Here is a 20,506-nt window from a genome sequence, read left to right as displayed (position 1 = left end):
CCGGCCAAGACCGATGACGCCAATCACGTCGCAGCAGCGACCAGGAGGAGCAACGTGGCGAACACCAGTTCTCAGAAATTCATTGCGCGCAACCGCGCACCGCGGGTCCAGATCGAGTACGACGTTGAGCTGTACGGTGCCGAGAAGAAGGTCCAGCTGCCGTTCGTGATGGGTGTCATGGCGGACCTGGCGGGCAAGCCTGCCGAGCCTCTGGCAGCGGTGGCCGATCGCAAGTTTCTGGAAATCGACGTTGATAACTTCGACTCGCGCCTGAAGGCCATGCAACCGCGCGTTGCCTTCCATGTGCCGAACGAACTGACTGGCGAAGGCAACCTGAGCCTGGACATCACCTTCGAAAGCATGGACGACTTCAGCCCTGCCGCCGTGGCGCGCAAGGTCGACTCGCTGAACCAGTTGCTCGAGGCCCGTACCCAACTGGCCAACCTGCTGACCTACATGGACGGCAAGACCGGCGCTGAAGAAATCATCATGAAGGCGATCAAGGACCCGGCCCTGCTGCAGGCCCTGGCGAGCGCGCCAAAACCCCAGGGCGCCGACTCTCAAAGTACCGAGCCGAAGGCCTAATCAGGACGAACGACCATGACCGAATTGCTGCGTGACAATCAGGCTCAACCCAGCCAGACCGAAGACACCAGCGAGTTTGCCTCGCTGTTGCTGCAAGAGTTCAAACCCAAGACCGAGCGTGCCCGTGAAGCGGTCGAGACCGCCGTTCGCACCCTTGCCGAACAGGCGCTGGCGCAGACCGACCTGGTCTCCAACGATGCCATCACATCGATCGAGTCGATCATTGCGGCCATCGACGCCAAGCTCACCGCGCAAGTGAATCAGGTAATCCATCACCCTGAATTCCAGCAACTGGAAAGCGCCTGGCGTGGCCTGCATTACCTGGTCAACAACACCGAGAGCGATGAACAGCTGAAGATTCGCGTGCTCAATATTTCCAAGCCTGAGCTGCACAAGACCCTGAAGAAGTTCAAGGGCACGGCGTGGGACCAGAGCCCGGTATTCAAGAAGATGTACGAGGAAGAGTACGGTCAGTTCGGTGGCGAGCCGTATGGCTGCCTGGTGGGCGACTACTACTTCGATCAGTCTCCACAGGACGTCGAGCTGTTGGGCGAGCTGTCCAAGACCTGCGCCGCCATGCATGCCCCTTTCATCGCAGCGGCGTCGCCGACCGTGATGGGCATGGGCTCCTGGCAGGAGCTGTCCAACCCGCGCGATCTGACCAAGATTTTCACTACCCCGGAATACGCCGGTTGGCGCTCGCTGCGTGAATCCGAAGACGCGCGCTACATCGGCCTGACCATGCCGCGTTTCCTGGCTCGTCTGCCGTACGGCGCCAAGACCGATCCGGTAGAAGCCTTCGCTTTCGAAGAAGACACCGACGGCGCCGACAGCGCGAAGTACACCTGGGCCAACGCCGCCTATGCGATGGCGGTGAACATCAACCGTTCGTTCAAGCACTACGGCTGGTGCTCGCGGATTCGCGGTGTCGAATCCGGTGGCGAAGTGCAGAACCTGCCCGCGCATACCTTCCCGACTGACGATGGCGGCGTGGACATGAAATGCCCGACCGAAATCGCCATTTCCGACCGTCGCGAAGCGGAGCTTGCCAAGAACGGTTTCATGCCGCTGCTGCACAAGAAAAACACCGACTTCGCCGCCTTCATCGGCGCGCAGTCACTGCAGAAACCTGCCGAATACGACGACCCGGACGCCACCGCCAACGCCAACCTGGCCGCACGCTTGCCGTACCTCTTCGCGACCTGTCGCTTCGCCCATTACCTGAAGTGCATCGTGCGCGACAAGATCGGCTCCTTCAAAGAGAAGGATGAGATGCAACGCTGGCTGCAGGACTGGATTCTGAACTACGTCGACGGTGACCCGGCGCACTCCACCGAAACCACCAAGGCCCAGCACCCGCTGGCCGCCGCTGAGGTGGTGGTGGAGGACGTCGAAGGCAATCCGGGCTACTACAACTCGAAGTTCTTCCTGCGCCCGCACTACCAGCTCGAAGGGCTGACGGTGTCGCTGCGCCTGGTGTCCAAGCTGCCTTCGGCCAAGGGCGCGTAACGTGTAGCAGCACGGTTTGCCGGCGGTTACGCGGTGTCTGGCGATATCTTCGTGACAGTCACCCCGCCACCGCCGCCGAGCTGGACCGCTACACGGATTTGCCTCATTTGAAAACGAGCCTCGCAGCAACCGCGCGGGCTCTGACCAAAAAACAACGTGGTAGACCACACTGGAGAAAACATGGCTGTTGATATCTTCATCAAGATCGGCGACATCAAGGGCGAGTCCATGGACAAGGCCCACAAGGACGAAATCGACGTATTGGCCTGGAGCTGGGGCATGTCCCAGTCCGGCAACATGCACGTCGGTGGTGGCGGCGGTGCCGGCAAGGTCAATATTCAGGACATTTCGTTGACCAAATACGTCGATAAGGCGACGCCGAACCTGATGATGCATTGTTCACAGGGCAAGCACATCGACAAGGTCACCCTGACCGTGCGCAAGGCCGGCGGCGAGAGTCAGGTCGAGTACCTGATCATCAATCTGGAAGAAGTTCTGATCACCTCGCTGACCACTGGCGGGTCGGGTGGCGATGATCGCCTCACCGAAACCATCACCCTGAACTTCGCTCAGGTGCTGGTCGACTATCAGCCGCAGAAAGCCGACGGCACCAAGGATGGCGGCCCGATCAAATACGGTTGGAACATTCGCTCCAACACCAAGCGTTGATTATCGACGCCCCTCGTCGCCAAAGGCCGGGGGCGTTTGCGGTCTTTCGATTCGATCCTGTTCCCGGTGCCTGAAGTATGGCCTTGCCTTCCGACCTGACCTTGCGCGAACGCTTGCAGCCCTCCCTGCTCGACCGCCTCACCGACGAAGAGCCCGGCAATCTTCAGGAAAGCGCCGACAAGCGGGTGTTGTCCCTAAGCCAGCTCAAGGCTTCGGTATTGCGCGACCTGACCTGGCTGCTCAACACCACATCGCTGCTGGATGCCGATACCACGCTGCACACGCCAGCCGGAACGTCGGTGATCAATTACGGGTTGCCAGCGCTCGCCGGCAACAGCGCGTCGAGTATCGATGTCAGCATGCTCGAAAGCCTGATCCATCAAGCCATCGCCACATTCGAACCGCGCATTCTGCGCAACACCCTGCGCGTTCGCGCCCAGACGCTGCCCGACCAGATGAACCACAACGCCCTGAGTTTCGAGATCGAGGGCGATCTGTGGGCGCAACCCGTAGCCCTGCCGCTGTTGCTGCGTACCGATCTGGATCTGGAATCGGGCCATGTGCAGGTCGTGCCTGCCGAACAGCGGAGGCGTACATGAACCCGCGCCTGCTGGAGCTGTACAACCAGGAGCTGCAACACGTCCGCGAAAGCGCGGCGGAGTTTGCCAAGGAATACCCGAAGATCGCCGGGCGCCTGACGTTGTCCGGGATCGACTGCGCTGACCCTTATGTCGAGCGTCTGCTGGAAGGTTTCGCTTACCTTACTGCGCGCGTGCAACTCAAGCTCGATGCCGAGTACCCGACCTTCACTCATAACCTGCTGGAAATCGCCTATCCGCATTACCTTGCACCCACGCCCTCGATGACCGTGGTACAGATGCAGATCGACCCGGATGAAGGATCGCTGAGCAGCGGATTCACTCTGCCCCGCGACAGCGTGCTGCGGGCGACGTTGGGCCGCGACTCACAGACTTCCTGCGAGTACCGCAGCGCCCATGAAGTGACCCTATGGCCATTAGGCGTGAGCCATGCCGAGTACTTCGGCAACCCCGCCACTGTGCTGGGTCGCCTGGCGGCCAGCGAGCCAAAGGCCAAGGCCGGTTTGCGCATTACGTTGAAGACCGGCGCTGAATTACCGTTCAACAAACTGAGCCTGGCAAACCTGCCGCTGTACCTCAACGGTGCTGACGAGCTGCCGTTCCGCCTTTATGAACAACTGCTCGGCAGCGCCTGCGCCGTGTTCGCCCGCCAGCCGGGCGCTGACTGGGTCGAACGCCTGCCAGAGGATGCCTTGAAATCCTGCGGGTTTGACGACCGCGAAGCTGCGATGCCAGTGGTTGCCCAGGCATTTCAGGGTTATCGCCTGTTACAGGAATATTTCGCTCTGCCGCAGCGTTATCTGTTCGTCGATTTCAGTTCTCTGGAGCGCGCCGTGCAACGTTGCAGCGGCCAGGAACTGGAGCTGATCGTGTTGTTCGAGCGCTTCGACCAGAGCCTTGAAGGCAGCGTCGGCGCCCAACACTTCGTGCCGTTCTGCACGCCCGCGATCAATTTGTTTGCGCGTCGAGTCGATCGGATACACCTGTCGGACCGGGTCAACGAACACCACGTGATTGCCGACCGCACCCGGCCGATGGACTTTGAAATCCACTCGCTGACCGGCGTAACCGGCCATGGCACCGGCCCCGAACAGACCTTTTTGCCGTTTTACGCTGTGCGCGATCCGTCGCGTTATGGGCGCGACAAAGCCTACTACACCCTGCGCCGCGAACCTCGCGTGCTGTCCAGCGAGCAACGCCGCACGGGGACGCGCTCGACTTACGTGGGCAGCGAAACGTTCGTCAGCCTGGTAGACAGTCAGCAGGCGCCCTATCGCCACGACCTGCGACAACTGGGGGTCAGTGCCCTGTGCACCAACCGCGACCTGCCGCTGTTTATGAACATAGGCAGTGGCAAGACTGATTTCACCCTGGCCGACAGCGCGCCGGTCGCCGCCATCCGCTGCCTCGCCGGGCCCAGCCGCCCACGCGCCAGCCATGCCCACGACCAGAAAGCCTGGCGCCTGATCAGCCAGCTGTCGCTCAATTACCTGTCACTGAGCGAGCAAGGCCAGGGAGCTGCAGCGCTGCGCGAATTGCTGCGTCTGTATGGCGACAGCAACGATCCCGCCCTGCAGTTGCAAATCGAAGGGCTGCGCGGTGTGAGCAGCAAAGCCTGCACCCGTCGGCTGCCCATGCCAGGCCCGATCGTGTTCGGACGCGGTCTGGAAATCACCCTGGAATTCGACGAGAACGCCTTTCGCGGCACAGGCGTGTTTCTGCTGGGAGCCGTGTTCGAGCGGTTCCTGGCGCGCTACGTTTCCATCAACAGCTTTACCGAGACCGTGATTCGCACCAGCGAGCGCGGCGAGATCATGCGATGGAAAGCCAAACCCGGCCGGCGCCCGACCCTGTGAGCACGCTCACCGACATGCACGACGCGCCTTGGGAATATGATTTCTTTCAGGCCCTGCGGCGTATCGAGTGCGAATCCCCTGATCTGCCGCGCTTCGGACATTCATTGCGTCTGGCGGACGACCCTCTGCGACTCGGTCAGCAGCCTGACTGCGCGTTCGCACCCTCGACGCTGGCTGCACTGACACCCGCCGAGGACAACAAACCGGCGCGGCTCGAACAGTTCTTTTTCGGCCTCGGCGGCCCTAACGGTCCGCTTCCCCTGCACCTGACCGAATACGTGCGCGAGCGCCAGCGCAACAACGCCGACAGCACCAGCAAACGCTTTCTGGATGTCTTTCATCATCGCCTGCTAAGCCTGTTTTACCGGGCGTGGGCCGAGGCGCGTCCGACCGTCAGCCACGACCGGCCCGATGACGATTACTGGGCAGCCCGCCTGGCTGCCTTCAGCGGGCGCGGCATGCCAAGCCTGCGCGATCAGGGGCTGATTCCCGACACCGCCAAACTGCATTTCAGCGGACACCTGGCGGCGCAAACCCGTTATCCCGATGGCTTGAAAGCCATTCTCCAAGACTACTTCGGCTTGCCAGTGGCCATCGAGGAATACGTCGGCCAATGGCTTGAACTGCCCGAGCGCAGCCGGGTAGGCGTCAGTGCTCATCAGTTGGGTGTCGATTTTTGCCTGGGCAGCCATGTCTGGGACCGCCAGCACAAGTTCCGCATCCTGCTCGGCCCGCTGACACTGGACGAATACATGGGCATGTTGCCCGGTGGCCAACCCTTCAGGCACTTGGTGGCGTGGGTCGCCGAGTATTTGGGCCACGAACTGGATTGGGACCTGAACCTGATTTTGCAGCAACCGCAGATCCCTAGACTTCAACTCAACGGCCGGTCCCGCCTGGGCTTCAACACCTGGCTGGGACAACCCAAAGAAGACGCCCGCGACCTGATTCTGGCTCGGCACTACGCCGATCAGGCCAGTTCAACAGAAGCCGAGCCGGCCACTTCTCAATACCAACACGCAAGGAGCACAGAACATGGGTGAAATCAGTCGCGCAGCGTTGTTCGGCAAACTGAACAGCATTGCCTACAAAGCCATCGAAGCCGCCACGGTTTTCTGCAAACTGCGGGGTAACCCGTACGTGGAACTTGCCCATTGGTTTCATCAACTGTTGCAGCTGCAGGATTCGGATCTGCACCGGATCATTCGTCAGTTCAACGTCGAACCGGCCCGCCTGGCACGCGACCTGACCGAGGCACTGGATCGCTTGCCGCGAGGTTCGACCTCGATCACCGACCTGTCCTCCCACGTTGAAGAAGCGGTCGAGCGCGGCTGGGTCTACGGCAGTTTGATGTTCGGCGAGAGCCAGGTGCGTACCGGTTATCTGCTGATCGGCATTCTCAAAACGCCAAGCCTGCGCCACGCGCTGCTGGGGCTGTCCAGCGAGTTCGACAAAGTCAAAGTCGAAACCCTGAGCGAGCGCTTCGACGAATACGTGGGCGACTCCCCGGAAAATGCGCTGAGCGCCAGCGATGGTTTCAGCATAGCCACACCCCCCGGCGAAGCCAGCGGTGCGATTGCCCCGAGCGCAATGGGTAAACAGGAAGCGCTCAAGCGCTTCACCGTCGACATGACCGAACAAGCGCGCAACGGCAAACTCGACCCCATCGTTGGCCGTGACGAGGAAATCCGGCAGATGGTCGACATCCTGATGCGCCGCCGGCAGAACAACCCGATCCTGACCGGCGAAGCGGGCGTTGGCAAAACCGCTGTCGTCGAAGGCTTTGCACTGCGCATCGTCGCCGGCGATGTGCCGCCCGCGCTTAAGGACGTTGAACTGCGAAGCCTCGACGTTGGCTTGTTGCAAGCCGGTGCCAGCATGAAGGGCGAGTTCGAACAGCGCCTGCGCCAGGTCATCGAAGACGTTCAAGCCTCGCCCAAACCCATCATCCTGTTCATCGACGAAGCCCACACGCTGGTCGGCGCAGGCGGCGCAGCAGGCACCGGCGATGCCGCCAACCTGCTCAAGCCCGCACTCGCCCGTGGCACCCTGCGCACTGTCGCGGCCACCACGTGGGCCGAGTACAAGAAGCACATCGAGAAAGACCCGGCCCTGACCCGTCGCTTCCAGGTGGTGCAAGTCGGCGAGCCCTCGGAAGAGAAAGCCCTGCTGATGATGCGCGGCGTAGCCTCGACCATGGAAAAACACCATCAGGTGCAGATCCTCGACGAGGCACTGGAAGCCTCGGTCAAGCTGTCCCATCGCTATATCCCGGCGCGTCAGTTGCCAGATAAGTCCGTGAGCCTGCTGGACACCGCGTGCGCCCGGGTTGCCGTCAGCTTGCATGCGGTGCCCGCTGAAGTGGATGACAGCCGTCGGCGTATCGAGGCCCTGGAAACCGAGCTGCAGATCATTGCGCGCGAGCATGCGATTGGCATCGATACCGGCGCGCGTCGAAGCAGCAGCGAGACGTTGCTCAGCGCCGAGCGCGAACGTCTGGCGGCACTGGAGTTGCGCTGGAGCGAGGAGAAAACGCTGGTCGATGAACTGCTTGCTACCCGCGCTCAATTGCGCGAAACCGCAGGCGTTGTCGATCAGGACGCAGGCACCGAGCAAAGCCATGTACTGCGTGAAAAACTGGTCGATCTGCAAACCCGCCTCAGCGCCCTGCAAGGCGAAAGCCCGCTGATTCTGCCGACCGTGGATTATCAGGCCGTCGCTTCGGTGGTCGCTGACTGGACCGGCATCCCGGTCGGGCGCATGGCGCGCAACGAGCTGGAAACCGTACTCAACCTCGACCAGCACCTGAAGAAACGCATCATCGGCCAGGATCACGCACTGCAGATGATCGCCAAGCGCATCCAGACCTCGCGCGCCGGGCTGGACAACCCAAGCAAGCCTATCGGCGTGTTCATGCTGGCCGGCACCTCCGGGGTGGGCAAAACCGAAACCGCGCTGGCACTGGCCGAAGCCATGTATGGCGGTGAGCAGAACGTCATCACCATCAACATGAGCGAGTTCCAGGAAGCTCACACCGTGTCCACGCTCAAGGGCGCGCCGCCGGGTTATGTCGGCTATGGCGAAGGGGGCGTGCTGACCGAGGCCGTGCGGCGCAAACCGTACAGTGTGGTATTGCTCGATGAGGTCGAAAAAGCCCACCCGGATGTCCACGAGATTTTCTTTCAGGTCTTCGACAAGGGTGTGATGGAGGACGGCGAAGGTCGGGTGATCGACTTCAAGAACACGCTGATCCTGCTCACCACCAACGCCGGTACCGAGCTGATTTCGCACCTGTGCAAAGACGCGCAGAACGTACCCGACCCAGAAGACATCGCCAAAGCGCTGCGCCAGCCGCTGCTGGATATCTTCCCGCCCGCGCTGCTCGGACGCCTGGTGACCATTCCGTACTACCCACTCAGCGACAGCATGCTCAAGGCGATCACCCGCCTGCAGCTCGACCGTATCAAGAAGCGAGTGGAGTCCACGCACAAAGTGGCGTTCGAGTACGACGATGCAGTGGTTGATCTGATCGTCTCGCGCTGCACCGAAACCGAGAGCGGTGGACGGATGATCGACACCATCCTGACCAATACCTTGCTGCCGGACATGAGCCGCGAATTCCTCACGCGCATGCTCGAAGGCAAGCCGATGGCGGGCGTGCGGATCAGCGAGCGGGATAATCAACTGGATTATCAGTTCAGCGACATAGATTGAGCAGCGCTCATTTGTAACGGCAAGGCTGGCCGGCGGCGATCTGCAACACGCGCCGCTGGCAACCCCTGCAGCGACTGGTCGGCGACACCCATACACGACGGAATTACCCATGCAATTCACGCAACTCACCCGCCTGGCACACGTCACCAGTCCTCTGGGCCCGGACGTACTGTTGCTCAAGCACATGAGCGGCGGCGATGAACTGGGACGGCTGTTTGAATACGAACTGCAGCTGACCTCCAGTGACGACGCTATCGACCTCAACCAACTGCTTGGCAAACCGATGAGTCTGTCGGTGCAGTTGCCCGGGGGCAGCAGCCGGTACTTTCACGGACTGGTTGCGCGTTGCAGCCAGAACGTCGACACCGGTCAGTTCGCCAGTTATCAGGTTACGCTGCGGCCCTGGCTATGGCTGCTCACACGTACCTCCGACTGCAAGATTTTCCAGCATTTGAGCATTCCGCAGATCATCAAGCAGGTGTTCCGCGACCTGGGTTTTTCTGACTTCGAAGATGCGCTCAGCCGCCCCTATCGCGAGTGGGAATACTGCGTTCAGTACCGCGAAAGCAGCTTCGATTTCGTCAGCCGCCTGATGGAACAGGAAGGCATCTATTACTTCTTCCGTCACGAAAAGGACCGCCATGTGCTGGTGCTGGCCGACGCGTATGGCGCGCACCAACCGGCGGCGGGTTATGAGTCGGTGCCGTTCTACCCGCCCGATGGCCAGCATCGCGAGCGCGATCACATCAGCGACTGGCAACTGGCGCAAGAAGTCCAGCCCGGCTCGCTGGAACTCAACGACTATGATTTCCAGCGGCCCGGCGCGCGCATCGACGTGCGCTCGGCCATGCCCCGCCCGCATTCGGCAGGTGATTACCCGCTGTATGACTATCCCGGCACCTACGTGCAAAGCCAGGACGGCGAGCACTACGCACGCACTCGCATCGAAGCGATCCAGAGCCTGCACGAGCGCGTCGAGCTCAGCGGCAATGCCCGCGGGCTTGGAGCAGGGCATTTGTTCAGCCTGAGTGGCTTCAGTCGCCAGGATCAAAATCGCGAGTACCTGATCGTTGCCAGCCGCTATCTGGTGACCCAGGAAAGCCTGGAAACCGGCGGCGGTTCTGCGGGCCTGCAATTCGAAAGCGCCCTGTCCTGCATCGATGCACAGCAGAGTTTCCGGCCGCTGCCGAGCACCGTTCGGCCCATCGTCAAAGGCCCGCAGACCGCCATGGTCGTCGGCCCCAGTGGCGAAGAAATCTGGACCGATCAGTTCGGCCGGGTAAAGGTGCATTTCTATTGGGACCGCCACGACCAGTCCAACGAAAACAGCTCGTGCTGGATCAGGGTTTCCCAAGCCTGGGCGGGCAAGAACTGGGGCTCGATGCAGATTCCGCGCATCGGTCAGGAAGTGATCGTCAGCTTTCTTGAAGGCGATCCTGACAGGCCGATCATCACCGGTCGCGTCTACAACGCCGAACAGTCCGTACCCTATGATCTCCCGGCGAACGCCACGCAAAGCGGCATGAAGAGCCGCTCGAGCAAAGGCGGCACGCCTGCGAACTTCAATGAAATCCGCATGGAGGACAAGAAGGGCGAGGAGCAACTGTACATCCATGCCGAGCGCAATCAGGACATCGTGGTTGAGGTCGATGAAAGCCACGCGGTGGGGCACGACCGGCACAAAAGCATCGGCAACGACGAAACCGTCACCATCGCCCAGGATCGCGTTCGCGCCGTCCAGCGCAACGATACCCTGAAGGTTGGCGGCGCTAAGTCCGACAGCATCAGCACCCAATACCTGATCGAGGCAGGCTCGCAGATCCGCCTGGTCTGCGGCAACAGCGTGCTGGAGCTCAACGCCAGCGGCGAAATCAATATCTCGGGTTCTTCGTTCAAGCTGTACGCCAGTGGCAAAGGCGATATCGATACCGGCGGGCGCCTGGATCTGAACTCCGGTGGGGCGGGCGCGGTGGATGCTGCGGGCAAGGGTATCAAAGGCGTTATCGATGCGGCGGTGAAGGCGTTCTTTCCAGGGAAAAAAGCGTAACCTGCACATCAGCCTTCAGGTAGTAAACGGGCCAAGGCGCGATGGTATTTGGCGACTCTCTGCAAATCCTTCTCGGTGATCGAAGGAAGTCGGGTGAGGTCAAGGTTGTCCTTGATATCGGCGATCTTGACTCGTCTGGCCAAGGCGTTGGACCGAAGGCGTGAGATGAAATCGTCGTACGCCTCTGCCGGCCGCCTGGAAAGGCAATCGATAGCCTCGACGGCGGCTTCAGATATACCTAACGCCCTCAAGTCTTCAAGCGTGATGTGACTATCCTCGACCACATCGTGCAAAACGCTAACGACCTGCGCTTCTTCATCGTGGAAATTAAGCATCAAGCGCAAGGGGTGAAGGATGTATGGCTTGCCGGACTTGTCTACCTGACCGGCGTGGGCCTTACAGGCAATGGCAATGGCTGTGTCGAGAGTACTCATCGGCGGGGAAAACCTTTTTCATATTCTTCACGAGATATCTCACGTCCGTAAAGTATGGCGTCGTTGTACAAACGGCTGTCCGCTGGTACGAGCTCCGCGCTCTCGTCGGCTCCGTAAAACTTCACATGTACCGTGCGAGCGCGATGATCCCAGCGAAAGGTAACCTCCTCGAAATCATAATCGAGGTATACGTCTCGAGCCGCGAATACGCTCAAATCATCAATTCCCATTGCCACCTCTCACGGCCTCGTAGTAGGCCTTGCTCTTGCCCGCTATTACTTTTGCGTCAGGATCGGTCTTATCCATTACCCTGAATTCTTCGTAGTATTTATGCCCCAAGCCACCCGGCACATCAGTCTTGGCCGCGACAGCGTCGTAGGTCTCGTCACCCAGAAGACCGCGCGCGAGAGGTTCCGACTCTTTCGCGTAAATCATTTCTGGTGAGTTTACTTGGATTTCCCCTGGGATACCGGCGCGCGTCTGCATTGTCGAGTTCACCCCACTGTAGCCAAGTGGGTCAGTGGCCCCATCGATGATCTTGACATTGGCGCCCCGGCTGCCAAGCTCGGCTGCCACCGCGTGAACCTGGTCGGACTCGACAATGATTGTGTTCCGGGCCAGGTCCTTGATCCGGGTCGCGTCCCCCTCATATTCAGAGTTAATCTTCTCCAACGCACGCGCCATGGACTTGATCGGCGCTTTTGCAACCTTGCCGCCGAATTGAGCGGCGACCTCATCGGCCATCGCATCGATCTCAGCCTTTGCTGCCGGAGCTCGTGCGTAAACCTCCTCGAACGTCCTGGGAGTCGTCGGCTTGCCCAGCTTCGCCATCTTCGGCCCCAGACCCAGCAGGGCCATCCCTGCCATACCCTGCAGCAGATCGCGATAACCCGGTCCGAGCCGGTCACCCAGATCGCCCAACAGGGTCATCCCGCCCATCATCGCCAAGCCAACCACCCCGAATCCGGCCAGTGCAGCCACACCTGCCATCGCTGCCAACACGAGTCCTGCGCCCGCAGCGATCAGCCCCAACGCTTCAAGCCCCGTGTGCATCCAGCCTTCGATGTCTAGCACGAACGCCACCGCAATCGTGGGGCCGCCTATGAAGGTGTTCTCGCTGCCGGTCTTTATGTGAGCGCCACAGACCATTTTGCTGTGCAATCGCGCGGCAGGCTTGCCATTGATATAAACGGTCGCACTGCCTTCGGCGATGAGCACCGGGAAGGGCCACATCGGGTGATTGAGCGGCAGGCCGCTACACGACGAAGACACATCTTCGCCCGCTCGCATGGCTTTGCGGCTGTTAACGTAGACATCGAAACTGCCGTGTATGAGCACCCCGGTCGTGGGCTCCGGAAGTTTGAAAATGGTGCTCAGACCTTTGACGATCTGGAACATCGACAAGCCGCCAGCTGCGATCGAGCCGGCCATGATCGCCAGCGCCACGCCGCCGGTGGCGACAGTTGCAGCAACGACCGCTGCCCCGATCAGGGCTCCCGCTACGGCACCGCCAATCATCGCCGCGACACCGAAGCCGTGGGCTATTTCATCGCCTAGACGTGCCGCTGCCTGTGCATCCATTGCGTTTGAGCTCCCGTTGCCGATCCGTCGGCTGCTTCAGCCGGCTTCTGGCCTCGGCACAAGCGTCGCCATGGCCTGCTTCCACGCAGGTTCATGATGGACCAGATCGCCCAGAGTCGTGGTCAGCGTGGTGATGAGTACTGCGGGCTTACGCTCGATGAATACCTGACGCAGCATCAACTCGCGCCCTTCGCGCTGCCAGCTGTAGTCGAGTAACGTCGCGGCATGGCCGTGGAGGACGAAATCCCAGGTTTGAATCAGCTTGAAGCCGGGCAATTGCAGCTCGGCGCTTTTGAGCTGATTGGCAACGTACTCGGCAAATGACGCGTCGCCCTGGCCCGCATCACGACTAATGACGAAGCTGGCCTCTTTGGCGCTGCCTACGGCGGGAAGTTTGAAGATATTGATGCTCTGGTCCTGCCAGGCTTCAGGGATTTCGAGGTCAGCTTCTTGGATGCGGTAGAGAGTCATTGGGCGGGATACTTTCCGTGTAGGTGAGTGACTCGAAGACGCCGAAATTTTCGATTAATTGCCATTAACAATCAAGGCTAGCGTCGAGCCAGCGGCGGCTGCCTGGCAGTGGCTAGCCGATGGCTGAGCAGTAACAAGTCAACTGCGCATACGTACCGAGCTTACGGCATCGCATGCCATATGCAGATCTGTCCCCACAAGCCACTTACCGTAGTACGCCTTCAGTTCATCTGCCCAACCTGCGACCTCCTCCAGCAAGGCCTGCGCCTCATCATGGGACAGCGCGAAATGCGCGTGATGGCTGAGCAGGTTGGCTCGGCTGATTTTCCTGCCTTCCTTGCCGACTGCCATGGCCAGCGTCTGCGCTGGCCCCTCTCCTAGAATCGGTAGAACGTTGTACATGGGCGACAGGCGCCAGCGTCCTCCAATCAATAGCTAATGCTTACGTCCGTGAGTTTTATGCCGCGTAAAGTAGATGCAGGTTCACGTTAACAGTAGTTCGTCGAAAACCCTGCGGGCCTGCGTTCGATCCATTCGTCAGCGCAGGCTGAAGAACTGCTCATCAACCCAACTGCGCTCCGCGCCATAACTAACGTCTCTTAATGCGAACTAAATAAACCACGTAAAGTACCTGCTTTTATACAAACACCTACAAGCCAATACATTAAAATCCGAAAACGTAAAGTATTTGCAAAGTTCATCGCCCTGCTTTTAACTCTCTGTACCCTGAGTTACGCTCCACACCCCGCTACAGGTCATCGCCATGCACCATCTACTCTGGAAGTTATTTCCAAAGACCCAACGTGAGTTCCTGCTAGAGCGACTTTCCGTTGTAGACCGTCAGGTCGTCAACAAGACGTTGTCGCGCAAGGCCCGGTTTCCCGAGGCTTTCGACCGGTTCGAGTGCATTTTCATTCATGTACCCAAGTGCGCGGGGAGCAGTGTGGCAATGTCGATATTCGGCGACACGCCCACCGGTCATTTGCCGCTGTATTGGTACGAGAAGCAGTTCAAAGAGCGTTATGAGCAATACTTCAAGTTTGGCTTTGTACGTGACCCATTACATAGAGCACTGTCGGCTTATCGTTACTTATTGCAGAACCCGCAGCCACGAGATAGAGCGGCTTTCGAATTGGTCAGCCGCTATTCTCGATTCGATAAGTTCGTCGATGGCTGGTTGCACGTGGAAAATGTATCGAAGCAAATACACTTCGCGCCTCAATATCATTTTCTGCAAAACGGTATGGGCCAGGTCGCCGTGGATTTCATTGGCCGACAGGAACACCTGGAGGCGGATTTCGCTGCGCTGTGTGAACATCTGGGCGTCAGCGTCCCGCTGCGCCATCTCAATCGCTCGCCCGGCCCGAACTATCGAACCGCGGGGCTGTGCTCCGACATCACGCGCAAGCGGATTCGTCAGGTCTATGCCCGCGACTACGAGCTGTTTAACTATGACTGACACACGATCCGAAGCGCGTCCTGTGATCATCGATTCCCCGTTGGCGGTCGGGCAGCCTGAGCGTGAGGCGCTCAAGCATCAGCACGCCTGTTGTATCTGGTTTACCGGGCTGTCTGGCGCAGGGAAAACCACCTTGGGCAACCGCCTGGATCAGACCCTGGTCGCTCACGGGCTGCACAGTTATCTGCTCGACGGCGACCGGTTGCGTCGGGGGCTGTGCCAGGACCTGGGCATGAGCGAGCAAAGCCGTCGCGAGAATGTCAGGCGTATCGGCGAGGTCGCCAGGCTGATGGTGGATGCGGGGCTGATCGTGATCGTCTCGGCGATTTCACCGTATCGTCAGGACCGCGATGCCTGTCGGCAACAGTTCGCTGCCGGGCAATTTATCGAGGTTCATGTCAGTACGCCGTTGCGCGAGTGCATGCGCCGCGATGCCAAGGGGTTGTACCGCGCCGTGCGCGAAGGACGGATACGCAACTTCACCGGGATCGACAGCCCCTATGAAGCGCCGCTCGAGCCTGAATTCGTGGTCGACACCAGCGTCGAGTGCGGCGGCCTGTTCATCGATCAGTTGCTTTCGCAGTTGCTGGAAACCCGGCCACGGGGTGGTGCATATCAGGCATTTACCGGCGCGCACGCTCTGGCACGCTGATCACAGGCCGGTCGCATTTCACCCGATGTCCCTGCGCGGGGGAACGATTGAGAGGTTTGAGGGTTCACACGTGTTGTCTTCGAACCGTCTTCCTCGCGAGCGAACTGTATGGAACACGTACTCCCGGACACCTGGCTCAACGCCCTGCCGTTACCCTGGCTCAACACCCTGATCGCTGCCACTGCGGCCGTGTGCATCGCCCTGTTGGGGCGCTGGATCGCACTGGTAGGTCTGCGACGCATCGCCAGATCCTTCGTCTTCGCCCAACAACTGATCTATCGAGCCGAAGCCCCCACGCTATGGCTGATTCCGCTGCTGGCGTTGCAAACCGTATGGACCTCGGCCCCTGACGAACTGATGCTCATCAGGGGCGTGCGCCATCTCAACGGCATGCTGGTTGTGGCGGGGTTTACCTGGCTGGCGCTCAGTTGCGTGAAGGCAATTGGCGAAGCCGTGGCGATTCGCAACCCCCTGGACATCGAGGACAATCTGCAAGCCCGGCGCATCCAGACGCAGGTGCGGGTGCTGGTGCGTTGTCTCAACGTGCTGGTGCTGCTATTCGGCACCGGATTGATTCTGATGAGCTTCCCCCCGGTACGCCAGATCGGCACCAGCCTTCTGGCGTCTGCCGGGCTTGCGGGTCTGGCAGCAGGCTTTGCGGCGAAACCGGTGCTGGGAAACCTGATCGCAGGTTTGCAGATTGCGATCTCGCAACCGATCCGGCTGGACGATGTGGTGATCGTCGAAGGCGAATGGGGACGTATTGAAGAGATCAGCGGCACCTACGTGGTGGTGAAGATCTGGGATGAGCGGCGAATGGTGATCCCGCTGCAGTACTTCATCGAGAAGCCTTTCCAGAACTGGACGCGTAGCACGTCGAGCCTGATTGGCTCAGTGTTTATGTGGGTCGATTACGCATTGCCGCTGGAGGAACTTCGCGAAGAGACCGAGCGTATCTGCAAGGAAATCCCTCATCTGTGGGATGGCCGGGTCTGCGTGTTGCAGGTCACCGATACGACCGACAGAGCGATGCAGTTGCGGGTGCTGTTGAGCTCTGCGGACTCATCACGCAGTTGGGATGCACGCTGCCACATGCGCGAGCGGCTGATCAGTTTCGTCGCCAAGCAATACCCGCAGTGCTTGCCGCAACTGAGGGCAGAGGTATCGTCGCGCACTGTGCAGCCCGAGCACGAGGCTTACGAACCGCCTACCGAAATTGCCCGCCAGCCGCCGGTCTGATTTGGTCGATGGCCGTCCGGCGCGCCGACAAGAGGTGCCTTGACGCCCCAACCGCCGGCAAGCCGTAGTGCGGGGCATGCGAACACATGCCCCGATCAGCGCTTAATAACCGCGATTGAACATCACCACTTTGCCCATCATCGCGGCGGCGAATTGTTGAGCGGACATTTTCTCGCCGTTGAAATCCACCACGTCATTGGCGTAGTGCAAGTTCGAAACGATGTTATCGCCCTCAACCTTGCCCGCTTGCAGCATGATCGCCATCCCGCCCACGGTTTCGGCGGCGCCTTGTGCCTGTTGCGCGATGGCAGCGGGGTCGGTCAGGCCAGCGGCTTGCGCTTGCAGGGCCGCAAGGTCGCGGATCATCGGTTTGGACAGCACCAGCCTGGCGTCGGCCTGAGTGAGCAACTGCTTAAGCAGCGCGGAGCCAGGCTGGTCCAGGCTGGTCGGGCTGCCCAGGTCCATCGAGAGGCTGAAATGGCTTTCGCCGCTGGCGGTTTTCAGCGACAGCTTTTCCAGTTCGATGTGTGGCTTGGCCGCCAGCAGTTTGCTCACTTGCGCCTGCACCAGCGCTTGATCGGCTGCACTCAATTGCGGTGTATAGGACTCACCCATGGCCGCCGCTGCCTGAGCCTGCGGCTGAATTTTTTCCTGATAGATCTGCAGCAGGTTCTTGGTCGATGCGACGTCGAAATTCGATAGCTTCCAGAGCATCTGCGAGGAGCCGATGTCCTTGCCGTCGAAACTGAGGTTGCCGATGTCGTAGGTCACCTGCGCATTGAGCTTACCTTCCACTTCCTGCAACAGGCTGGTATTGACGAAGTCCTTGAACTGCACTGGTGGCTGACCAGCAGCCTGGAACGTGGCCGAGGCGATTTTGGCGTCGCTGTGCCCCAGATAAAGCCCGGAGTTGCCCTTGGTGCCGCCCGTGTTGAAGGTAAGGTCCCTGAGCGTCAGGCGAACCGGACCTTCTTCGGAGGTAGCGGTAACGTCGACGCTTCCCAGTACGCCGTTGGCTTCAAGCTTCTCGCCATTGGCGCTGCCCGATGCATTGAGGGTGAAGCCGGAGAACTTGAATGAACCGTTCTGATCGTCGAACTGGAAGGGCAGTAACTCGATCCGGCCCTGCCCCGCACGGTCGTACCCCATGCTGAAGTGCCCGGTCAGCGGCGGCTGCCCATTGGTCATGGCGAACCATTTTTCAGAAAAAACGTTCTTTTCAAGTTCAGTGTTGCTGGCAGCCATGACCGGCATCAGGTTCAAGGACTTCACCCGGCTCCAGGGAAACGGGCCGTGTTCGATGTGATCCACGAACAGCAGCTCCACCGGCTGGCCGTCATTGAGTCTGGGGGTCTGCAGTGTGAATTTGTAGTGAGCGGTGCTGGTGAACAAGTGCCGATCCAGCGACAGCAACTCGACGTTCGCGCGGCCTTCATGACCGGCAAATGCAGACTGGATCTGCTGATTGCCTTGCTCAACCGCATCACCGAGCACGCCTTCCAGACGGGTCCCTGTGTACCAGGCACCTGCGCTGATCAGGACGCCTGCAACGATGACTACGCCTACGGCAATGTTGACTGATTTTTTCATGTGTCGACTCGAAGATGTCCGTTCTTGAAAAGAGGTGATGTCTTCCCTGACCCCGCAGGGTTCCGGCGCCATAAAAGAGGCACCGGGCAGCACCTGGCGCTGCCCAGAGCCCGGCGAGATTAGCATTAGGCGCAGGCACTTTGCAGCCGTTGCGCCTCCGCGCCGGGCTAGCTGGGTACGCGCGGCGTCTAGCCAGCGCCTTTGCCGAGGCGTTAGGCTGGACATCAATTTGTGAACGGGATCGATGAGATGAGCGACGCAAAGCAGCCCAAGGGGCCGATCAAAGCGGTGATTTTCGACATGGACGGCCTGTTGCTGGACACCGAGGGTATCTACACCGAAGTCACCGATAGCATTGCCCAACGGCACGGCAAGACCTTCGATTGGGCGGTGAAGCAACATTCCATCGGTCGTGGCTCGCAGGACTTCGCCGACTACGTGATCAGCGCACTGCAACTGCCGATGTCCGCCGAGGAATTTCTCACCGTCCGTCAGCCGATGCTCGACGAGCGCTTCCCCCACGCCCAGCCGATGCCGGGCGCCGAGGCGCTGGTGCGCCATCTGGCCAAACACAACATTCCCATCGCGGTGGGGACCAGCTCCTCGCTGCATTACTTTGGCGTGAAGACGAGCAAACACGGCTCCTGGTTCGAACTGTTCCGCCACGTGGTCACTGCCGACCACCAAGATGTGACAGCGGCCAAGCCTGCGCCGGATATTTTCCTGGTGGCCGCACGCAAACTTGGCGTGGAGCCGAAAGACTGCCTGGTGTTCGAGGATTCGCCCTTCGGCGTGACCGCCGCCAAGACAGCCGGCATGTATGCCGTGGCCGTGCCGGACTCGCACATGCCGGTGGAGCAATACGCCCACGCCGACCTGATGTTGAGCTCACTGGCTGAGTTTGCGCCGCAGGATTGGGGATTGCCGGGGTATAACGACTGACACGTCTTCGATGGCTCGGCTATTCGCCCGTCAAACCAGCCGCTTCAAATCGACCCCCAACGCCTGCGCGAACGCCTTTACCAGAGGGCTTCGTGGGGCGTTGTGGCGCAGGATGAGGTTGAAGGGGGTATTGAGGTGAATGAGGTCGGGCCGTAGCGCACGTAGCTGGCCGTCGCGGATCAGATTGCGGGCATAGTGCTCGGGTAGAAAACCGATGAAGCGACCGGTGAGAATCAGCATGGCCACGGCTTCGACCTGGGACGCCGACGCCGATTGGCTGTCGTAAGTGACGAAGCTGGCCTTGTCGCGATGGATCGCGTAGCGGTGATTGATGACCTGATAAGCACGCAGACTTTCGACATCCAGGGCATTGTCGTCCACGTCAAACAGCGGGTGCCCCACGGCGCAATAAGCGTGGCAACGTTCCTCGTACAGCTCGAAATAATCGAACTCTTCACGGCGTTGATAGACCGGCACAATCCCGACGCTCAAGCGCCCCTCAACCACACCACGCTCTATTTCATCGAGTTGCGAGGCATGCAATCGCAGTCTTACTTTGGGTGCCTCATCGTGCATGGTTCTGAGCGATGCAACTAACGGCGAACTTTTATCGGACACCGTATTGTCGATAACGCCAATACTCAAATCGCCGATCAATTCATTTTGCGCAGAACTAATCCGGTCACGAAAAGAGTCGACCGAGGCGAATAATTCGATGGCGGCCTGATAGACCAGTTTGCCTTCTTCGGTCAGATGAAAACCTTCTCGGCCCCGCGTGCACAGGCGCATACCGATGCGAATTTCCAGGTCAGAGATCTGCTTGCTGATCGCCGCAAGTCCCACGTTCAGCTCGTTCTGCGCAGCACTGAAGCCTCCTGCCTCGACCACTGCCTGGAACACGCGTAACAGCTTGAAGTCCATCCCGCTGAGCGATAAAGGGGGGCGAATCCCAGGTTTGGGCGGCACGTTTCCAGAAGTGGAAAGTGGAGTTTCCATAATGCTTATTTACCTCGCCCGTCATATTCAACAGGCTTTGACCCACAACAAAAACATGCCCGATTGATAATAATGACCACAGAAAATGGCGATTGGCAACCATCTGCACACTGCCCTGTTCAGTGATTTGACCGCTGATTACGGACGATAAAACCTGACACTT

General features: G+C 59.8%; 19 protein-coding genes. 12 read left to right on the top strand and 7 right to left on the bottom strand.

Features of this window, described 5'->3' with window-relative positions; translation table 11 throughout:
• Window positions 1-54 precede the first annotated feature (54 nt).
• From tssB to B3I26_RS28130, 8 genes are all read left to right on the top strand, one after another.
• Window positions 55-585 (top strand): type VI secretion system contractile sheath small subunit, encoded by a 531-nt coding sequence (gene tssB / locus B3I26_RS28165; protein WP_296262694.1) that lies wholly within the window; start codon window positions 55-57, stop codon window positions 583-585.
• Between the two features lie 15 nt (window positions 586-600).
• Complete coding sequence (gene tssC, locus B3I26_RS28160; protein ID WP_296262693.1) at window positions 601-2,094, top strand: type VI secretion system contractile sheath large subunit; 1,494 nt, start codon at window positions 601-603, stop codon at window positions 2,092-2,094.
• Window positions 2,095-2,274: 180 nt separating this feature from the next.
• Window positions 2,275-2,763 (top strand): Hcp family type VI secretion system effector, encoded by a 489-nt coding sequence (locus tag B3I26_RS28155; protein WP_296262692.1) that lies wholly within the window; start codon window positions 2,275-2,277, stop codon window positions 2,761-2,763.
• A 77-nt stretch (window positions 2,764-2,840) separates the two neighbouring features.
• Complete coding sequence (tssE, locus tag B3I26_RS28150) at window positions 2,841-3,362, top strand: type VI secretion system baseplate subunit TssE (protein WP_409522045.1); 522 nt, start codon at window positions 2,841-2,843, stop codon at window positions 3,360-3,362.
• Window positions 3,359-5,218 carry a type VI secretion system baseplate subunit TssF gene (gene tssF / locus B3I26_RS28145; protein ID WP_296262691.1) on the top strand — a complete coding sequence of 620 codons (1,860 nt, stop codon included), beginning with the start codon at window positions 3,359-3,361 and terminating at the stop codon, window positions 5,216-5,218. Before tssE ends, tssF begins: the two co-directional genes overlap by 4 nt.
• Window positions 5,182-6,261 carry a type VI secretion system baseplate subunit TssG gene (gene tssG, locus B3I26_RS28140; protein ID WP_296262690.1) on the top strand — a complete coding sequence of 360 codons (1,080 nt, stop codon included), beginning with the start codon at window positions 5,182-5,184 and terminating at the stop codon, window positions 6,259-6,261. Before tssF ends, tssG begins: the two co-directional genes overlap by 37 nt.
• Complete coding sequence (gene tssH, locus B3I26_RS28135) at window positions 6,254-8,932, top strand: type VI secretion system ATPase TssH (protein WP_296262689.1); 2,679 nt, start codon at window positions 6,254-6,256, stop codon at window positions 8,930-8,932. The genes tssG and tssH overlap by 8 nt, the downstream gene beginning before the upstream one ends.
• Before the next feature lie 109 nt (window positions 8,933-9,041).
• Window positions 9,042-10,979, top strand: a complete 1,938-nt coding sequence (locus B3I26_RS28130) for a type VI secretion system tip protein VgrG (protein WP_296262688.1) — start codon at window positions 9,042-9,044, stop codon at window positions 10,977-10,979.
• A gap of 8 nt (window positions 10,980-10,987) precedes the next feature.
• On the opposite strand, the gene B3I26_RS28125 is transcribed toward B3I26_RS28130, so the two are convergent.
• The 5 genes from B3I26_RS28125 to B3I26_RS28110 all read right to left on the bottom strand — a co-directional run bounded on the left by B3I26_RS28125 (window position 10,988) and on the right by B3I26_RS28110 (window position 13,867).
• The gene (locus B3I26_RS28125) at window positions 10,988-11,413 is read right to left on the bottom strand and encodes a GTP pyrophosphokinase (RefSeq protein WP_296262687.1); all 426 of its coding nucleotides are present in this window, start codon (window positions 11,411-11,413) and stop codon (window positions 10,988-10,990) included.
• Window positions 11,410-11,643, bottom strand: a complete 234-nt coding sequence (locus tag B3I26_RS29080; RefSeq protein WP_110946881.1) for a hypothetical protein — start codon at window positions 11,641-11,643, stop codon at window positions 11,410-11,412. The genes B3I26_RS28125 and B3I26_RS29080 overlap by 4 nt, the downstream gene beginning before the upstream one ends.
• Entirely contained in the window at window positions 11,633-12,994 is a 1,362-nt protein-coding gene (locus B3I26_RS28120) for a PAAR domain-containing protein (RefSeq protein WP_296262686.1), read from the bottom strand. The genes B3I26_RS29080 and B3I26_RS28120 overlap by 11 nt, the downstream gene beginning before the upstream one ends.
• Before the next feature lie 36 nt (window positions 12,995-13,030).
• Window positions 13,031-13,465: a DcrB-related protein gene (locus B3I26_RS28115; protein ID WP_296262685.1), complete on the bottom strand. Its 435-nt coding sequence runs from the start codon at window positions 13,463-13,465 to the stop codon at window positions 13,031-13,033.
• Window positions 13,466-13,603: 138 nt separating this feature from the next.
• Window positions 13,604-13,867, bottom strand: coding sequence for a hypothetical protein (locus B3I26_RS28110; protein ID WP_296262684.1), 264 nt, complete (start codon window positions 13,865-13,867; stop codon window positions 13,604-13,606).
• A gap of 361 nt (window positions 13,868-14,228) precedes the next feature.
• On the opposite strand from B3I26_RS28110, the gene B3I26_RS28105 reads away from it, so the two are divergent.
• The 3 genes from B3I26_RS28105 to B3I26_RS28095 all read left to right on the top strand — a co-directional run bounded on the left by B3I26_RS28105 (window position 14,229) and on the right by B3I26_RS28095 (window position 16,815).
• Window positions 14,229-14,924 carry a sulfotransferase family 2 domain-containing protein gene (locus B3I26_RS28105; protein WP_296262683.1) on the top strand — a complete coding sequence of 232 codons (696 nt, stop codon included), beginning with the start codon at window positions 14,229-14,231 and terminating at the stop codon, window positions 14,922-14,924.
• Window positions 14,917-15,576, top strand: coding sequence for an adenylyl-sulfate kinase (gene cysC, locus B3I26_RS28100; RefSeq protein ID WP_296262682.1), 660 nt, complete (start codon window positions 14,917-14,919; stop codon window positions 15,574-15,576). Before B3I26_RS28105 ends, cysC begins: the two co-directional genes overlap by 8 nt.
• 108 nt (window positions 15,577-15,684) lie before the next feature.
• On the top strand, window positions 15,685-16,815 hold the full coding sequence (locus tag B3I26_RS28095) for a mechanosensitive ion channel family protein (protein WP_296262681.1): 1,131 nt from the start codon (window positions 15,685-15,687) through the stop codon (window positions 16,813-16,815).
• A gap of 102 nt (window positions 16,816-16,917) precedes the next feature.
• Here the strand turns inward: B3I26_RS28095 and B3I26_RS28090 are convergent, their stop codons facing one another.
• Window positions 16,918-18,405, bottom strand: coding sequence for a YdgA family protein (locus B3I26_RS28090; RefSeq protein WP_296262680.1), 1,488 nt, complete (start codon window positions 18,403-18,405; stop codon window positions 16,918-16,920).
• 249 nt (window positions 18,406-18,654) lie between these two features.
• Between B3I26_RS28090 and B3I26_RS28085 the strand changes: the two genes are divergently transcribed.
• Window positions 18,655-19,347, top strand: coding sequence for an HAD-IA family hydrolase (locus tag B3I26_RS28085; RefSeq protein WP_296262679.1), 693 nt, complete (start codon window positions 18,655-18,657; stop codon window positions 19,345-19,347).
• 30 nt (window positions 19,348-19,377) lie between these two features.
• Here the strand turns inward: B3I26_RS28085 and B3I26_RS28080 are convergent, their stop codons facing one another.
• Window positions 19,378-20,343: a LysR family transcriptional regulator gene (locus B3I26_RS28080; protein WP_296262678.1), complete on the bottom strand. Its 966-nt coding sequence runs from the start codon at window positions 20,341-20,343 to the stop codon at window positions 19,378-19,380.
• Window positions 20,344-20,506: the final 163 nt, after the last annotated feature.

The organism is Pseudomonas sp. UBA5706 (genome assembly GCF_002419965.1).
Lineage (GTDB): Bacteria > Pseudomonadota > Gammaproteobacteria > Pseudomonadales > Pseudomonadaceae > Aquipseudomonas.
This window is presented reverse-complemented; position numbering and strand designations above follow the sequence as displayed.

Bases quoted from the DNA above. Each gene is read 5' to 3' on its own strand.
- tssC (WP_296262693.1), top strand. From the start codon at position 601: ATGACCGAATTGCTGCGTGACAATCAGGCTCAACCCAGCCAGACCGAA.
- B3I26_RS28155 (WP_296262692.1), top strand. From the start codon at position 2,275: ATGGCTGTTGATATCTTCATCAAGATCGGCGACATCAAGGGCGAGTCC.
- tssE (WP_409522045.1), top strand. From the start codon at position 2,841: ATGGCCTTGCCTTCCGACCTGACCTTGCGCGAACGCTTGCAGCCCTCC.
- tssF (WP_296262691.1), top strand. From the start codon at position 3,359: ATGAACCCGCGCCTGCTGGAGCTGTACAACCAGGAGCTGCAACACGTC.
- tssG (WP_296262690.1), top strand. From the start codon at position 5,182: ATGGAAAGCCAAACCCGGCCGGCGCCCGACCCTGTGAGCACGCTCACC.
- tssH (WP_296262689.1), top strand. From the start codon at position 6,254: ATGGGTGAAATCAGTCGCGCAGCGTTGTTCGGCAAACTGAACAGCATT.
- B3I26_RS28130 (WP_296262688.1), top strand. From the start codon at position 9,042: ATGCAATTCACGCAACTCACCCGCCTGGCACACGTCACCAGTCCTCTG.
- B3I26_RS28125 (WP_296262687.1), bottom strand. From the start codon at position 11,413: ATGAGTACTCTCGACACAGCCATTGCCATTGCCTGTAAGGCCCACGCC.
- B3I26_RS29080 (WP_110946881.1), bottom strand. From the start codon at position 11,643: ATGGGAATTGATGATTTGAGCGTATTCGCGGCTCGAGACGTATACCTC.
- B3I26_RS28120 (WP_296262686.1), bottom strand. From the start codon at position 12,994: ATGGATGCACAGGCAGCGGCACGTCTAGGCGATGAAATAGCCCACGGC.
- B3I26_RS28115 (WP_296262685.1), bottom strand. From the start codon at position 13,465: ATGACTCTCTACCGCATCCAAGAAGCTGACCTCGAAATCCCTGAAGCC.
- B3I26_RS28110 (WP_296262684.1), bottom strand. From the start codon at position 13,867: ATGTACAACGTTCTACCGATTCTAGGAGAGGGGCCAGCGCAGACGCTG.
- B3I26_RS28105 (WP_296262683.1), top strand. From the start codon at position 14,229: ATGCACCATCTACTCTGGAAGTTATTTCCAAAGACCCAACGTGAGTTC.
- cysC (WP_296262682.1), top strand. From the start codon at position 14,917: ATGACTGACACACGATCCGAAGCGCGTCCTGTGATCATCGATTCCCCG.
- B3I26_RS28095 (WP_296262681.1), top strand. From the start codon at position 15,685: ATGGAACACGTACTCCCGGACACCTGGCTCAACGCCCTGCCGTTACCC.
- B3I26_RS28090 (WP_296262680.1), bottom strand. From the start codon at position 18,405: ATGAAAAAATCAGTCAACATTGCCGTAGGCGTAGTCATCGTTGCAGGC.
- B3I26_RS28085 (WP_296262679.1), top strand. From the start codon at position 18,655: ATGAGCGACGCAAAGCAGCCCAAGGGGCCGATCAAAGCGGTGATTTTC.
- B3I26_RS28080 (WP_296262678.1), bottom strand. From the start codon at position 20,343: ATGGAAACTCCACTTTCCACTTCTGGAAACGTGCCGCCCAAACCTGGG.